The organism is Marinifilum breve (genome assembly GCF_003202155.1).
GTDB classification, from domain to species: Bacteria; Bacteroidota; Bacteroidia; order Bacteroidales; family Marinifilaceae; genus Marinifilum; species Marinifilum breve.
In genome coordinates this window covers 293,754-309,975 of record NZ_QFLI01000004.1, presented here as the reverse complement: position 1 = coordinate 309,975, position 16,222 = coordinate 293,754, and the positions used below count along the sequence as shown (strand labels likewise).

Below are 16,222 nucleotides of genomic sequence, written 5' to 3'. Positions count from 1 at the left end.
ATTCCAATGTGTAATATTTTTTAATTTTGGCTGTTTAATAAACCAAACCCACATAAAATATTGCTTGTATGCACCATTCATTTCAATTGGATCTCAACCCTTTTTCGTTAATCGATATTCTGACAACATCCATGACTTTTATGTTGGGTGTATTGTTTTTATTGGCAAAATCGGAGAATAAAAGAGCCAATGTATATTTGGCAGCAATGCTTTGGTGTTTGGGTTGTGAGGTATTGGATGTGCTAACAGAATCCATAGTCGATGAGAATATCATTCTTATTCAAACTTCATTGTTTACCATTCCTTTTTTATTGCTGTACATTCATCAGACCATGAACAGTGCCATTAAAGTTTGGTATGTATTTCTATTTGGAGCAGGAATCATTCAGAACTTGCTATTTTACCTGGGAGTAGATGTGCATGAATTAATCTATATCGAGTATCTATTTAATCTTAGTATTTTATTCTTGATTTTATCAGTCATCCGCAAACATCGCGAAATGGTTAACAATTTCTACTCTGATTTGGAGTACAAATCCTTGCATTGGATAAAGGCAATTGTTTATGTCTTTTTTACTTTTCATGTACTTTGGATCTTGGAAGATATTGTAGCAATTCAAAATGAATTAATAACAGATTACTTTGCGATCATATCAAGTATCTTAACTTTCTTCATGGTGTTTTGGATTGGACACAATGGATTTTCACAATCAGAAACTTTTAAGCAGAGGTTGTTTTTCAGAGATGAAAAAGAGAGTCATGAAGATGATGAAGAAGTAGAGGATACAGAAAAGTTAAAAGCAGACCAAACGGAGTATGACAATTTGTGTCAACATATCAAGGAGCAAAAGCTGTTTGCCAATCCCAAACTAAATTTAAGAGTGTTGTCTGAATCGGTAAAAATGAACGAAAAAGAGATCTCACGTTTGATAAATCAGCAGTCCAATCAGAATTTTTACCAGTTTATCAACCATTTTAGGATAGAAGAGTTCAAACTCCTTCTGAACTCACCAAAAGCATCGCAATTGACTTTATTAGGACTAGCTGAAGAAGCTGGATTTAATTCAAAATCTACATTTTACAAGACGTTTAAATCACAAGAGGGAATTACTCCTAAGCAGTACGAAATGCTCCTAAAAAAGTCCGAATAGACGCAACGGGATACTTTTGATTTCATAAATTTTAAAAATGAGCGTTCATTTGATAACCGATTTTTCAGATCGGTGTGAAGTTTAATTTAAAAATGAAATTTATGAAGCAGTTTATTTCGATGGTAGTATTAGGAGCGGTTTTGTTAGCAACGGCATGTATATCTTGTTCAAGTGATGATGACGATATCAAGACCAATACAGTTGAGGAAGGAAATGATATCAATTTTAAGATTGTAGCGAACAACGATAAAGGATTTTCCGGACTCAATCGAAAAGTTGAGGTTTTTGGGATTCCTATTTATGCTGTACCTAATGTGAAAGATTCGAAACTATTGCATGCAGCAAATGTAATGGCTCAGTATTTGGATAACGACGAGGATGGAAAGGTTGACAATCAACAGGTGCTTGATAAAATGAAAGAAAACAAAGCATTTCTATTCATGTGGGCTTCTGAATCGGATATGGAAACCGTAAAAATGCCTGAGGATGCGGCAGGACAAGATTTGGGTAATGACGAAACCAATCCTGATTTTGTGAAGAATGGCAGAAAGGGAGAGTTTGACGCATCATTGGAAGAAGTTTGGCACTTGATCAATTTTGCTGGGCACTGTAAGGTTTATCCTGAGGTTTTTGGTTTGGAAGAAGGCACTGCATTAGCAGAAGCTATGGATGTTGCACGTGGAGGGAAATTCTTGGAAATTCCTCAAAGCTATCCGGAAGGAGCTTGGTATACATACGATGATAAAACTTGTAGCTATGCCGATTGTCAAACCGTAGAGTATTTTTACTGGGCAATGTCTTCTATTTTAGGTGCACAAGAAAATAGATCTGCTGAGATTGGACATGAATGGAAATTGCACACCAAAAAATTGGTAGAAGAAAAAGATCCTGATATTTATTCATTGCTTACCGATCCGAAGTACAAATTTCCTACCGTTTTACCTGACGGAAGCTATAGGAACTAATTTAAAATGAAAATCATCCCAAAGCAAAAATTGTCTTGGGATGATTTATCTCTTTTTACATTATTTCTTATCCTTTTTCCCTTTTGCTTTTTCAGGTTTAGGATCCAACTCCAATTCTTTTGTATTTCGTGGCAAAACTTCTTCGGGGAATGGGAACAGTATGGTTGAGTTTTTCTCCGATGCAATGTTTGCCAAGGTTTGATACAATCTCAATTTAATGGCAGATGGTGATTTATCAATCAATTTCCCTGCAGATAATAGGTTTTCTGCGGCTTCTTCTTCAGCTAAAGCGAGAATGACACGGGCACGGCGAGAACGTTCTGCTTCTGCCTGATTGGCCATCATGCGGCGCATATTCTCTGGCAACTGAATGTCTTTAATTTTTACATCGATAATGATGATTCCCCATTCCTGGGTTTCCTTTTCAACAATGGTTTTGATGTTTTTGCCCATCTCTTCTCGTTTCGACAGAATGGTATCTAACTCTACTTTTCCGCATACATCTCGTAAAGCGGCCTGAGCCAATTGCATAATGGCAAATTTGTATTCTTCCACTTCCAAAACAGCCTTCTCGGGATCATCTATTTTAAAGAAAACAACTCCATCAATGCTACAAGGAACATTATCTTCGGTCATTACCTCCTGCGAATCAATATTGATGGTAATCACACGTATATCAACAATATTAACCGTTTCTACAATGGGAATGATCCATCGGAATCCTGGATTAAGGATCTTAATGTACTTTCCGAATCGGAATTTTAAGGCTCTTTTGTATTCGAAAATAATTCTGACGCCTGCAAAAAAGAATACTACAACTGCCGAAAATAAAATCAGTAAAATGTCCATGAGAAATGTTTTTAAAGTTGAATGGGTGAGTAGAAGCATGGTTCAGAAGTGCTCTAAAGAATGGTATTATTCAATGCGGATCGGCCTTTTAATAAATTTACGAAATAATACCGATTAGCATTTAAGGCTATTTAGGATTTTTTTGTAGGAAACTCTTTCAATTACTTCAAGTTAACAAAGTGAGGTGTAAATGACATCTACTTTGTTCGAATAGGTTTTGTGGGCATTGGAAGGTCAAGCTGCTTATACACAGAAAACTTTCTAGTAAGACGGGGAAGCTGAGAACTTGTTCGAAGATCACCCCGCCGCACTTAAAGGTTTCACGTATAGGTGGTTTGAGCTTACACGCCCTAGATTCTTTGCTTACTTTCTCATCGAAGGAGAAAGTAAGAGCCATGCGGCTTTAGCAAAGCTAATAGGAATGATTCTTGATATTTAATAGGTGTAAATTATTACAAAAGTTTATGAGAATCATAAGATTACATTTGGTAAGCAATTTTTTGTTTCGTAGCTTCAGATTAAATTATTGTAATGCAGGATCATGAAAAATCTACAAAAAGTAATAGAACATTACATTCAGGCCTATAATCAGTTCGATATTGAAGGAATGCTCATGGATTTACACGAAGATGTAGTTTTTGAGAACATTTCAGAAGGGATTTTGACCTTGCGAACAGAAGGAATCGATGAATTTCATACTCAGGCTGAAAAAGCCATGAATTGTTTTAACCAGCGAGAACAAGTTATCAAGAATTGGGACATTCAACTGGATAAAGTGGTGATTGATATTGAGTATAAGGCCACTTTAGCCACCGATCTTCCCAATGGAATGAAGCAAGGTGATATCCTACAGATTTTTGGAAAATCTGAGTTTGTTTTCGAAGAGGATAAAATTATTCGGATTGTAGATAAAGCATAAAGAGTTGGATCAAAACGAGTAGATTTGTAGCCTGCTTATTTCAAATTATTCAAATCAATGACTTCTTATTCATATCGTCCTAATTCTCCATTGAATCAATATGTTGATTTAATTTGGGTGGGTAAAGCTTCCAATCTTCAATTGGAGGCCAGTCATCATGCGGCAATGTTTACCGAATTGATCTTCAACTATGGAGATACTTTCCAGGTGGAAGGACAGAATATTGAGAATTATGTAGGTACGAATAATCATCAAATTATATCAGGCTTAAAAACAGAACCTTTTCAGACCAAAGTATCGGGTGTTTACGGAAATGTAGGATTAATTCTGAAGCCATTTTGTTACGGAATGCTCATCGAGAAGTTTGGAAGCAAGGCCATGGAGCAGATTTCTGAAATTCTGTACAACCATTTGTTTGCAGTAAATGAACCCAACTATCAACTTGTAGAACAAAAACTCTTGCCTCTTTTTCGAAACAAAGCAATTGATGCTGATTTGGTGAAGTTTGAAAACTATCTGTCAAGCAATGTTTTGAGCAAAGGATCACTCGGCGATTTTAATCTCTCCATTTCGATCTCACAGAAAAGTTTTATTCAAAAGTTCAAAAAGAATTACCTGTTAACACCCGGCGAATATGTAAAATTAAAGCAGGTGAATCATGCTATTCATTTGTTGCAGAACAACAATGCCGAAAAGTTGATTCAGATTGGTTTGGATGCAGGTTTCTACGATCAGTCACATTTTATTAGGGTATTCAAAAAGTTCTGTGGCTTAAGTCCAAAGCAATTCGTAAAATCCTTGAAAAAGGAATAGGGTAAATTTTGTACAATTTTTTCATTTAGATTAGTGAGACTTTTGCAGTGAATTTTAAAACAAATACAAAATGAAGCAGAACCTGGTTTTTATAGCACAAAGTTTAGATGGATACATTGCAGATCGCAACGGAGGTTTAGGATGGTTAGAGATGATACCAAATCCTGAGAAATTGGATATGGGGTATATGTCTACCATAGAAAGGATAGATGCCTTGCTTATGGGGCGAAACACATTCGATACGGTGTGTAGTTTTGGAATTGATTGGCCTTACACAAAGCCGGTTTTTGTAATCTCTAACTCGATGAGCGAAGTACCGGAAAAGTACAAGGGCAAAATTGAATTGGTAAAAGGAAGCCTGTCGGAAATTCTTGAAAGCATTCATGCAAAAGGCTATGAAAGCTTATACATAGATGGAGGAAAAACCATTCAATCTTTCTTAAAAGAGGATTTAATTGATGAGCTGATTGTAACTACGATTCCAATTCTCTTAGGCGAGGGAACTTCTCTGTTTGGAAACCTGCCAAAGGAACAAGAGTATGAGCTTGTAGAATCGAAAGTTTACCTCGACCAGGTTGTACAAAGCGCTTACAAACGCAAAAAATAATTTATCAATTTCCAATTGCATCTTTTGTCTATCCATTCCGACATATATCATAGGATATGAGAATAAACTCCTATCAAAATCATTAAAATGGATAGACGAAAAGCATTAAAAATGGCGGCAGGAGCTGCATTGGGAGGTAGTATTGGTTTTTGGGGAATTCAAAAACTATCGGAACCTGATTATTTAAGTGAGCAAGAGGCCAAACCACTAACTCCTGTTGCCAATGAAATGGATTGGAAATACCACAGCTTGGATCCTCAAGTTACTGCAGAATTGGCTTATCAGAAATACAAAGATGGTGGCTGTATGTACTCCTGTTTTTTGAGTATTATCAAGCAATTGGCTGACGCTTATGGCGAACCGTACGCATCTTTTCCCTTGCATAGCATGAGATACGGACATGGAGGAATTAGTGGTTATGGTAGCATTTGTGGAACACTAAATGGAGCAGCGGCGGCAATATCTTTATTTGTTCCCGAAAAGGAGAATCGAGATAAGATGATTACTGGCCTGTTTCGATGGTACGAGAAGCAATTTCTGCCGGTGTTTATTCCCAAAGCCCCCCTTGTAGATGCGGATATTGTATTGTCGCAAGCCAATTCTGTATTGTGCCATGCTTCGGTTACCAACTGGACAAAGGTTTCGGGGATTAAGGTAAGCGACAAAGTGAGAATTGAAAGATGCAGAAGGCTAACGGCCGATGTGGCAGAAAAAACGGTAGACATACTGAACCAATTTTTCGAGGGAGATTATATGGCTGCCGATCCTCATAATGCAACTACAAGAACTTGCTTAACTTGTCATGGTAGCCATGGAAAGCTCGATAATACCAGTGGCGATATGAACTGTACCTCTTGTCATAGCAAATCCGTTGCTCATCGTGTTTTTGCGAAGCCGCATTATAAGGTGATGAAATAAAACAAGACTTAATTCGTGCTTTTAAAGCCGAAAAACAGAAGCTTCGCCGCCTATTTTCAGGTTGGCGTAGCTTTGTGTTTATTTAATAATGGCAAAGTCTGCACAAAAGCTTGATATCTAAATTTTAGCTTGGTATCTTACAGATTAATAAACAAAAGTAAGACTATGCCTTTATTTAAATCATCACTTGAAAAAAGATTGTGGCTATACGTACTGTTGGTATGGCTAGCCATTTTAACCAGTTTGATTTTTGGATTTCCTTTGCTACAAAAGCTAGGCGCCGAAAATATGGAGGCTCTTATTTTTATTCTGTGCATGATTATTATTGGGACTACAGTTATTTTGCACACCTTTCGCCGAGCCAAAGACAAGAACGATACCGTTACCGTACTTGGTATTTTGGCAGTATTCATGATGTTATTCCTTCGCCTCGGATTGGCCGAGCGTTCTCACCTGATAGAATATTCGGTGCTTACCGTTTTTATACATCGTGCCATGCTCGAACGATACAAGGACAAGTACAAAGGCTTTACAATTGCACTATTAACATTGCTGCTTTCCTTTTTAATTGGAGTGTTCGACGAATGTGTGCAGGTGTTTATTCCACGCCGCGTGTTCGATATGGCCGATTTTCTTTTTAATGGTTTGGCTGCGGGTATGGCCATTGGTGCCAGCTTGCTGTGGCAATGGATCAGAAAGAAAACGGCTTTGCGTCAATCTCGACGGAAACGTTAATAGGTTTTTCTCCATCTTATTTCTCGAATTATTCTTTTGTTAAGCGAGGTTTGTTTTGTAGATTTGGTTGACAAACATAAGCTATTGCTCTTATCATGACATATCGGTGGGGTAAGAGCAATATTGATGTTATACACAAGTTAGGTGCAATTTTAGAGACAACAACGAACTCAAATAATTTTAAGAAGTGAATAACTATTATGACATAAAGGAATGGACTAATAAACCACTAAAGTTTTACGAATTCTATATTGATAAGAATAAATCTAAAAAAACAACAACTAGAATCTCTCCCATTACCATAAATGCTGTTAAGATTTATTCATTACTCAAACAAATGGTATCAAAACATCCAAATGGACTTTATACCCAGTTACAACAAGGACAACCTTTGGATAATATGATTTGGTGGGATTTTGTTTTAGAATCGGAACTTGGATTTATTCATATTTGGAGAACTTCTTCTATTGTAGAAGCAATGCACTCAGTAACAATTCCAGAGTTTGATTTAAATAAATTCCTTCAAATAAACATTGCGAAATATGCAAAAGAAATAGAAGAAGCAAAAAGCAGTTTTGACAAACATACTGTTTACATTAATCATTATCGAAGCTATAAAGAATGTGTAAATTACTTATGGAGTGAAATCGAAAAATTAAATCTAGAAATCCCCAAATGCCCTAGGATTCATGTAATGAATCAATCTGAAATAGAAGCTTATACTGATAATGCACAAAGGTTTATAGGTCAGAGTGTGAAATTTCATACACTTGGAAAGTCAATGCTTTTGAATGCTGCATTCCAAATTGAATCATTTTTAAATCTTATAATCAGAATTGGAGTAACAGAGGATTTAAAAAAGTATCCAGATGTGCTAAATAAACACTTGAAATCTTCTTTTTCTGATAAACTCAAGAATTTAAAATTCTATTCAGTATTATTTAGTCAGGACATAAATTTAGAAAGTAAAGAAATAAAAGATTCACAAGAACTTATGACCATACGAAACAAATATGTTCATTTTGACGAATCTTCTAGGCATAACAAAATTGGTGAAGTATTTTACGATGATGATTTTCCTTTAATGGAAGTAACCAAGTTTACTCCAGCAATTGAATCGGCTCTACAAACATATTATAACCCATCAATTGAGGTTGTGGAAAAATCCTATAAGACAGCACAATACTTTTCTTTGTATGTGTTACGTTTAGTAAAAGAGGAATATAGAGAATCAATAGAAAATTTAATGAGTAAGAATCCAATAAGCTACAACGAAAATAGAAAGGTTTATTCTTCTATTTATAACGAGAGAGCGGTTGATTTTTACCTTTCAATTAAAGAAGAGAATAAAAAAAGCACCTAATATTTTGTATAAGTGATGGCAGGAGATGTGGTAAATATCAAGGTTTGTAGTCCACTCAAACTGCGTAGCGATTTTACAGAAAAATGCCATGCAATCTGCCACTACTCATACAATTTACCGTTAGCGAGCATAACAAAATGAAAAACATAAAAAGAGACTTATTCCCGATATTTATTGGATTGACATTTTGTCTTTCGATTCTTTTAGAAGAATACTTATTTAAGGAACTCTGGATTTTTGGAACTCTAATAACTGGATTTTTAGTAATAGGTTTTATAATAGTCTTAATCTACTCCATTATAAAAAAAAGAAAAAGGCTTATTCTTATAAATTGTATTTTCATTCTAATTGCAAGTTCAAGTTCAATAGTCAATTGGGAAATTTTTAAAAGTAAAAAGCAGCTTGAAGCAATATTAATAGATGATCTTAGTTCATTGACTTTAATTTTAAGAGAAAATAAGGTTTTTGAAGTTCAACCAAACACATGGATGGGACCAACCGATAGCTTTAAAGGCAATTATAAAATCCAAGGCAATAGAATTATATTCATAGATGAACCATACGATTCTGATTTCATTCCAGACACCGTATTAATATATCAGGATAAAATTTTATTAAAAGGAACTGAGCAAAAACCAGACACTTCATTTGCTAATTATTTTCAAATTAGAATGAACGAATTGAACAATGACGCTCGCTAACAAAAATTAAAATTCTAGGGCGGTGATGCCCTACTAGATAATGCAGCAAAAACAATAAACGAAAGCGGTGCTCGATAAGGCGGCAATTATAAATTGCCCTCAAATTTTAGCAAAACCGCTAGTCGAAATTATGAGAACCAAGAAAGCAAAGCTATACGACGCACAAATTGATAGAGAAATAGAAAAAGCAGTTACTCGATTCTCTGAGCATCTTATGTCGAACTCAAAGTGGGTTAGACTAATAGATAAACTTGTAGATAATGCTGAAAAGATAAAGAAGATTGAATTTAAAAAAGTTCAACTTGATAAGATTGGCGAATTGTACTTAGAAGAAGATACAACCTTTGGTTTTGATTATTGGCAAAATGGATTTGAAGGACATAACTCTCTCGGTGGGTGGTTGACATTTAAAGAAATAGAGTACTTAATTTTCCCAAGAATCGTTGACAAGGAATCCGAAATAAAGCAGGATTTGGATGAAATCATTAAGCTTATAAATAGTGTAGGACAATTTGCCCTTGACATTGATGACGAAAAAGTAAAGTTGATTTGCTACAAATAAAAAGTGAACGATTAGATAGAATATTGCAATTATGCACCCCGCTGGTGCGCGATTTTATCGCGTTCCATTGGTAAAGGTTAACCACACGAGTGGACTATTGCGGCAGCGGGGAACTAAAGAATAATCAAATGAATAATTACCTGAATCGAATTTTCTGTAGAGAGAAGCTTACCTTTTTATTGAGCAAGAAAGAGAAGAATAACATCAGTAAGAGATTACAAAAAATAATAGCCACAAAAGGATATGGTGTTAACCTGACTGGAAAAATTAAGGATGAAAATAATTTTAAACTCTCAGATAAAATAACAATTGGCGTTTATATCCAAGGTGGTGGTGACCCTGCAGTTTTAAGAGGGAAATTCACTGAGGAATCTGGAAATATTCTTCTGACAATAAAGGTCTATGGTCACTTCGCATTCATTTTTGGATCTATTTTGATACCTATTTTTCTAATAGCAACTATAATTTCGAATTATTCAGAACTTAAAGTTGAAGCATATTTCAGTTTCGCTTTTGTTCTTGCTTTTGCATTTATAATGAACATAGCAGGTAACTTCTTCAAAAATCGATTACTCAAAAAGACTTTAAAAGAACTAAAACTAAAAGAATAACAGGAAGTGTTGTGTTTCTATTTAAAACTTCTTGTAACTTGATGTGCTAGTGTTATTCATTGCCATTTTTATTGTAAACATCATGTTATTAAAAATGAAACAAGCCTTAATTTTACTTCTACTATTCGCAGTACACGGTGATTTATATTCTCAGTATTTCGAGAAATCGAAAATGGATTGGTGGGATAATAATAATGCAGATTCGATTGAGAACAATTGGCTTAAAAGAAAACATCTAATTAAACTTGAAAAGGATAGTTTCTATTTTCATTATCCAGATACTCTGACTTTAATTGAAAAAGGGAAATTTATATTTCCCCGAAAACACTACCTCTCTGTTAGAGATTATGAGGATTCGTACTTGTCGGATTTAGAGCTGACGATCATGTCTCGAACGCTTGCTAAGCAAGGAATGAGGCGACTTTATGAGATAGATGGGGATTTTGTTCGGTTATTATCGTTCAAGGAAAAAAATCCAATTGTCACAGACTACTTTTTCAATTCCGACTCGCTTACTTATACCATCACAAATGGCTTCTCGTGGACACATGGAGATGTTATAGATTCTGGTGGAGTAATTATTTCCACAGAGAAAACAAAACGCATTTATAATGAACTGCACACATGGATTGACAATGATTGGCAAATATATCGGAGTAGTGAGTTAACGGATTTTATAATCGAATTTAAACTGGAAAACGAATATGGTCTCATAAAGCTGAGTCGCCTTGATTATAAAAACAAGATGAATAGACCATATATCAAACTAATTAAAGAATTTGAAAAAATCATTGGAATGCCTTTACTTGAGAAAAGAAACTAAAGCTAGTAAGCATTAAATAGTCATTACCATGAAAACAGCAATCAAAATATTCGGAATCCTATTGATATTGGCAGGAGTATCGCTGATTTTTGCTCCTGAAATCATCTTTGACTTTTTGGATAGCAATAAGGAGGAGTTTTGGGTTTATGTTGTTGCCATAGCGGTGCGCTTTGTTTTAGGTGCCATATTAATTCTATCGGCCAAGCAATCGAAACATCCGCTTGCCAATAGAATAATAGGCAGCATGTTTGTGCTGGCTGCACTCATCTTTTTGTTTATTGGCCAACAAAACTTGCAAGAATTCATTGCAAAGGTGCTGTATGTATTTGCTCCATTTGCATCATTGGTAGGATTGGTGAGCATTGCCTTTGGCAGCTTTTTTATTTATTCCTTTTCTGGGCGAAGTGTTAAAAGGTAAGTGCACTTGTGCAACTTTTCAAAAAGTTGGGTTTTGGCATTTGGAAAAAGTACTTCGAGCCAAATTTTCAGTAAATTTCCCTTGGCAATTGTTCGACTTTTACAGAAAAAACTTTTTTTCCGTCGGCAATTCAACTTTTTTTTCAAAAAGTTGGTTTTTGGCAATTGGAAAAAGTACTTCAGGCCAAATTTTCAGTCAATTTCCCTTGGCAATTGTTCAACTTTTACAGAAAAAGCTTTTTTGTCGCCTACAATTCAACTTTTTTTTCAAAAAGTTGGTTTTTGGCATTTGGAAAAAGTACTTCTGGCCAAAATTTCACTCTATTTCTCTCGGCAATTAGTCCACTTTTTCAAATAATACTTTTTTTCAGTACACCATTCTATTTTTTTTCAAAAGTTCGTATTGTGGAAGTCTGCAATGGCACAATTCATAGCATTTTTTAATACCAGTGAGTTCGAATAATTATTCATAAAATATAAGTGTAGGTAAGGTGTTTGTTGATCGATAGGAGTGTCAAGTTATCGTAATTCAATTTTAAAACAATTATGGATTAGTTTTAATAATGTGAGTTAATATTAAAGAAATGAGGATTTAATATTGGAGTGTTTTGCAAAAATAAATGTTAAAATACTTGCTTTATGTTGTTATCTGTTTTAAATTCAAATATCGTTTAACCCTAAAAAACTCTATTTAAATGAACAAAATTAATTCAAAAGCCAACACCAAAGAAACTCTTGAAATTTGTAAAGCCATTGTTGATTTAAAGGCAATTTACCCAATTGACGAAGATGCATACTTCACACTAACCTATACAAAACTGAGTGAATTTACTTCTCATTTAATTGATAAGTTTAATGAAGGCAATCTAAAAAGCGTGTTAAAAGGAAAAGATGATATGCGAGATACTGATGTTCGTGCTATCTTTTACGAAGTGGAGGCCAAATGTAACCGTCGTCCAAGTGCTCAACAAGCCAGTGCATTAATTATTAGTGATGCTTTGGAAAGATATGGAATTCATATCATAAACAATAGTTACATGAATGAAAGTGCACATATAAGAGGGATTTTAAGTGATCTGAAATCTCCTGCAATGGCCGAAGATATACAGGCAATTCCTGATTTGCCTGAATTGATCTCCAATCTTGAGCAATCACAAAAAGCATTCGACGTATCGAATGCAGAATGGCGTGATTTATTGGATCAACGTAATGCAACCAGAACGGCAACTGAACTATCAGCCGAGTGTAAAAACATTGTGAATGGTGAACTGGTTGGTTACCTAAATGCAATGAGAACAGCCAACCCTGATAAGTACAAGGTATTTGCCGATAAAATGGAATCAATCATCAATCAAGGCAATAATAAAATTCGCGACCGTATGGCTGCATATAAACGCAATAAAGAAGAAGCTGTAGAAGAAAACAACTAGAGTATATTCTCAATATTACATTCAACTAAACAAAAGCCTTCATCTGTAATGGATGAAGGTTTTTTAATGAAATTGGTTAAGAAATAAAATCAGCAAGCATATACCTCTCCTTGTGAGTTTTTTGCATAAAAAAAGATGAAAAGCTTAACATTCTTCTGTTTGTTAATACTTTAATTTAAGTGTAAATACATATAAAAAATTCTTGTTAGATTCAATTTATAATCATAACTTAGATATACGTTCCACCACTTAAATGTTATTTATGACTACATTCAATTTAAATCTTTTCGAATCTCATTCAGAGGTAAGCCTGCTACAAAATCCTCAATTATCACTACTGGCGAAAATCAAAATCATTACTCCAAGGGAGTTTCTAACTTATTTTTTAACCCACATTTCATAGCAAAATGGCAATTCTAGAAAATGTTGTTGACGGTGAAAGAATTGTTCTTTTTTGCCAACACAGTATTGGACGCGACTATCACAATCGATGTGTAATAAGGGAACGAGATGTATCCAGAAATCATGCAATTATTCATTGGGAGAATGGAAATTGGTTTTTAACCGATACCAGTAGCAATGGTACACTCCTGAATCAAAGCATGCTTGCTCACACCTGTGAAAAACTAAAGCAAAACGATATAATTCAATTTTCGATTTTTAAACGCAGCCAATGGAAATTGATTGATGATAGTCCTCCTTGTAGTTTTTTGGAGGCTAAAGATTTGCCTTATTCCTTTATCGAGTTGAAAGATGGACTTATTCTGCTGGAAAATGATGAGGCTGTACTACTGTTCCGAAACTCAAATTTAGATTGGGTGCTTGAGGAACGGCATGGCGATAGAATAATGATTGATGGGGAAACCTGTACCATAGGCAATGTAGAATATGTTTTTGTTGAAAATGAAAATCTGGAATGTACCAGCCGAAAACTCGATTTTATTGAAGAGGCCTGCTTAAAATTGCAATTAAGTAGCGACGAGGAGGAGGTGTCTGCAAAAATTCACATCAATGATTTGCAGCTTGATTTGGGCACACGTTCGTATAATTTGTTGCTGTTGCACTTGGTTCGAGTGAAACAAGAAGATAGGGAATATGGCTTGAATGAAGAGGCTAGCGGATGGGTGGAATGTCAAGATGTTGCTCAGGCATTAAGCAAAGAAGTTCTTAAAGAAGTAGATGATTATTATATCAATAATTTAATTTGCCGACTTCGAAAGACACTGATGAAATTGAAACCCTACGGACATTTGCTTATGAATGTGGTGGAACGTAAGAGGGGAAAGTTACGATGCGGACTGTCAAAGTTTGAAATTGCAAAAAGTCAGATTCTAACTGTTGAGAAAGAGTAGTTACAGAATCATCCATCATGAATAATTCGGACAATTATCCACAGCTTCAAGCTCTCCAAAAACAATATGGTATTCTCGAGAAAATAGGAGAGGGAGGATGTGGATGTATTTTTAAGGCAGAACAATTAAGTACAGGGCAATTGGTTGCCATTAAAATCTCTAAGAATGATCGGTCCTGGGGTAAAGATTTAGCCAAGCGAGTGTGTCAACAGTTCGTAAGAGAGGTGAATATTTGTGCTCGAATCAATCATCCCAACATCATACAATTAATCGATGCGGGATTCTTATCGAAGTTTGAACCTTTTGCGGTTTTCGAATACATACCTGGCGAAACATTAAAAAAATACATTTTGCGAAATAGGTACTTGTCTTATACCGATATGGCAAATATCATGGGACAGGTGTTGCAAGCATTGGTTCACGCGCATGAAAATGGAGTGTTACATGGCGATTTAAAACCCAATAACATCATGATTAATCATTATGGCGACAAGCAACATGTTAAAGTACTTGATTTAGGAACGGGATATTTTATTGGTAAGGATACAAATAGTATAAAAGGAATAAACGCTGATAAAAATGTACCTTTTGTGTCGCCTCAATACAATGCACCAGAACAGTTAAGGGGAAATCCTCCATCAAGTAAATCCGATTTGTATTCCTGGGGCCTAATTGTGTTAGAGTGTATCACCGGACAAGCTGTTGTTTCGGGTCAATCGATGAGCACAGTGTTTGAACAGCAATTAAATACCAAAGATGTTGAATTGCCCGATAATCTAAAATATCACGATTTGGGACAGCTCCTGCAACAAGTACTAAAAAAGGATTGGAGTGAACGGTACGGTGATACAAAGGAATTGTTGAGGGAGTTTACTAAGCTCGATTTTGCAGACTTGCGAAACTGTTCGGTAATCGACCATGAAATTGGGAATTTGAATTTAGACCACACTATTGTATCTATTATTACATAAAAAAATCATATATCATTTTATAAATATTTTACTTTTCCATTAATTTAATGTGTAATCTTGGATTAAGAGGTGAATATCTATGATGAACAACTGATATATTGTGATATATTTTTATCCAATTAAATTTTAGACATTTGATTTGAGATTATGAAACAACACATTCGATAAGGTAGCTGCGGTGTTGTGAAATTTTCTTAGGCGATTTCCGAAAAGCCTATTTTAAATAGAGTAGGAACAAAAATTAAATAACGATGGCTAAAATAAATTGGATTAATGGAGGTTTAATTGAATTGAAGCAAGGCGATACCGCTACTTGCGCTGGTAATTTGAATTATGGACAACTTTACTGCTTGTTCTTTTACAACGCTGCTGGAAATGACACTCCAACTCCTGTACATATTGTAGGAACACAGGGTCAAGCACCTGCTATTGTAAATGTTCCAGGTACAACACAAAATCAAGGTTTAGCTGCTCTTTGTTTTGTTGACGGAAGTGAGACAAATACAATTTCAGCATCAGTTCTTAACGGAACACCAGGGGCAAAAATTCAAGCCTTTATTGGTAGTGTAAAAATGCCTCTTGATACCCAAGGTATTAACAACAAGCAAATTCCAATGAACGGACAGGTACAGTCGTTTGACAAGTTTACACGTTATTATGGTGTGCCAGAATCGCATTGGTATTCAGGAAGAATTCAAAGTAACATTAACCAATTTATTTCTGTACAATTTGCAGAGAGAAGAGCTACTGTATATGTGGTAAACAAGCTTGTAAATCCTAGCTATAACATTGGTTATTATGGAAATGCTAAGAGTTTGGTTAATATTCAGGAATCACAAACTCAGTATATCGACTTCAGTATGCAAGGCGACGGACAGCAGTTTGTATGGATTAATGCAGATAGCGTTCAAAACAGCGATTCAGCTAGTATTGTACTACAATCACTTATGGGAATTTACAATGAGAATATTACCCAGCAAGCAGATGCATTAGCTAACCATGTTTAGTTAATTGTCGATAATATAATTCAACTGA

Annotated in this window: 18 protein-coding genes; 17 read left to right on the top strand and 1 reads right to left on the bottom strand. The window is 35.1% G+C overall.

Features of this window, described 5'->3' with window-relative positions:
* Positions 1 to 68 precede the first annotated feature (68 nt).
* Positions 69 to 1,151, top strand: a complete 1,083-nt coding sequence (locus DF185_RS11290; protein WP_110360852.1) for a helix-turn-helix domain-containing protein — start codon at positions 69 to 71, stop codon at positions 1,149 to 1,151.
* Between the two features lie 101 nt (positions 1,152 to 1,252).
* A complete protein-coding gene (locus tag DF185_RS11285; RefSeq protein ID WP_133250023.1) occupies positions 1,253 to 2,116 on the top strand; it encodes a hypothetical protein in 864 nt (287 codons plus the stop codon).
* Between the two features lie 60 nt (positions 2,117 to 2,176).
* Here the strand turns inward: DF185_RS11285 and DF185_RS11280 are convergent, their stop codons facing one another.
* On the bottom strand, positions 2,177 to 2,965 hold the full coding sequence (locus tag DF185_RS11280; RefSeq protein WP_110360850.1) for an SPFH domain-containing protein: 789 nt from the start codon (positions 2,963 to 2,965) through the stop codon (positions 2,177 to 2,179).
* 541 nt (positions 2,966 to 3,506) lie between these two features.
* Between DF185_RS11280 and DF185_RS11275 the strand changes: the two genes are divergently transcribed.
* The 15 genes from DF185_RS11275 to DF185_RS11200 all read left to right on the top strand — a co-directional run bounded on the left by DF185_RS11275 (position 3,507) and on the right by DF185_RS11200 (position 16,194).
* Positions 3,507 to 3,884 carry a nuclear transport factor 2 family protein gene (locus DF185_RS11275; RefSeq protein ID WP_110360849.1) on the top strand — a complete coding sequence of 126 codons (378 nt, stop codon included), beginning with the start codon at positions 3,507 to 3,509 and terminating at the stop codon, positions 3,882 to 3,884.
* A 57-nt stretch (positions 3,885 to 3,941) separates the two neighbouring features.
* Positions 3,942 to 4,697 (top strand): helix-turn-helix domain-containing protein, encoded by a 756-nt coding sequence (locus DF185_RS11270; RefSeq protein WP_110360848.1) that lies wholly within the window; start codon positions 3,942 to 3,944, stop codon positions 4,695 to 4,697.
* 70 nt (positions 4,698 to 4,767) lie between these two features.
* On the top strand, positions 4,768 to 5,304 hold the full coding sequence (locus DF185_RS11265) for a dihydrofolate reductase family protein (RefSeq protein ID WP_110360847.1): 537 nt from the start codon (positions 4,768 to 4,770) through the stop codon (positions 5,302 to 5,304).
* An 87-nt stretch (positions 5,305 to 5,391) separates the two neighbouring features.
* Positions 5,392 to 6,222, top strand: coding sequence for a C-GCAxxG-C-C family (seleno)protein (locus tag DF185_RS11260; RefSeq protein ID WP_110360846.1), 831 nt, complete (start codon positions 5,392 to 5,394; stop codon positions 6,220 to 6,222).
* 165 nt (positions 6,223 to 6,387) lie between these two features.
* Positions 6,388 to 6,957, top strand: coding sequence for a VanZ family protein (locus DF185_RS11255; RefSeq protein ID WP_110360845.1), 570 nt, complete (start codon positions 6,388 to 6,390; stop codon positions 6,955 to 6,957).
* A gap of 187 nt (positions 6,958 to 7,144) precedes the next feature.
* Positions 7,145 to 8,320 carry a hypothetical protein gene (locus DF185_RS11250; protein ID WP_110360844.1) on the top strand — a complete coding sequence of 392 codons (1,176 nt, stop codon included), beginning with the start codon at positions 7,145 to 7,147 and terminating at the stop codon, positions 8,318 to 8,320.
* Positions 8,321 to 8,457: 137 nt separating this feature from the next.
* Positions 8,458 to 9,021, top strand: coding sequence for a hypothetical protein (locus DF185_RS11245; protein ID WP_133250022.1), 564 nt, complete (start codon positions 8,458 to 8,460; stop codon positions 9,019 to 9,021).
* Positions 9,022 to 9,151: 130 nt separating this feature from the next.
* Positions 9,152 to 9,583: a hypothetical protein gene (locus tag DF185_RS11240; RefSeq protein ID WP_110360842.1), complete on the top strand. Its 432-nt coding sequence runs from the start codon at positions 9,152 to 9,154 to the stop codon at positions 9,581 to 9,583.
* A gap of 128 nt (positions 9,584 to 9,711) precedes the next feature.
* On the top strand, positions 9,712 to 10,194 hold the full coding sequence (locus DF185_RS11235; RefSeq protein WP_110360841.1) for a hypothetical protein: 483 nt from the start codon (positions 9,712 to 9,714) through the stop codon (positions 10,192 to 10,194).
* A 94-nt stretch (positions 10,195 to 10,288) separates the two neighbouring features.
* Positions 10,289 to 11,017, top strand: coding sequence for a hypothetical protein (locus DF185_RS11230; protein ID WP_133250021.1), 729 nt, complete (start codon positions 10,289 to 10,291; stop codon positions 11,015 to 11,017).
* Between the two features lie 28 nt (positions 11,018 to 11,045).
* Positions 11,046 to 11,435, top strand: coding sequence for a hypothetical protein (locus DF185_RS11225; protein WP_110360839.1), 390 nt, complete (start codon positions 11,046 to 11,048; stop codon positions 11,433 to 11,435).
* 694 nt (positions 11,436 to 12,129) lie between these two features.
* A complete protein-coding gene (locus DF185_RS11215) occupies positions 12,130 to 12,864 on the top strand; it encodes a DUF6261 family protein (protein WP_110360837.1) in 735 nt (244 codons plus the stop codon).
* 407 nt (positions 12,865 to 13,271) lie between these two features.
* A complete protein-coding gene (locus tag DF185_RS11210; protein ID WP_110360836.1) occupies positions 13,272 to 14,216 on the top strand; it encodes an FHA domain-containing protein in 945 nt (314 codons plus the stop codon).
* Positions 14,217 to 14,233: 17 nt separating this feature from the next.
* Entirely contained in the window at positions 14,234 to 15,187 is a 954-nt protein-coding gene (locus DF185_RS11205) for a protein kinase domain-containing protein (RefSeq protein WP_110360835.1), read from the top strand.
* A 251-nt stretch (positions 15,188 to 15,438) separates the two neighbouring features.
* Positions 15,439 to 16,194, top strand: coding sequence for a hypothetical protein (locus DF185_RS11200; RefSeq protein ID WP_110360834.1), 756 nt, complete (start codon positions 15,439 to 15,441; stop codon positions 16,192 to 16,194).
* Positions 16,195 to 16,222: the final 28 nt, after the last annotated feature.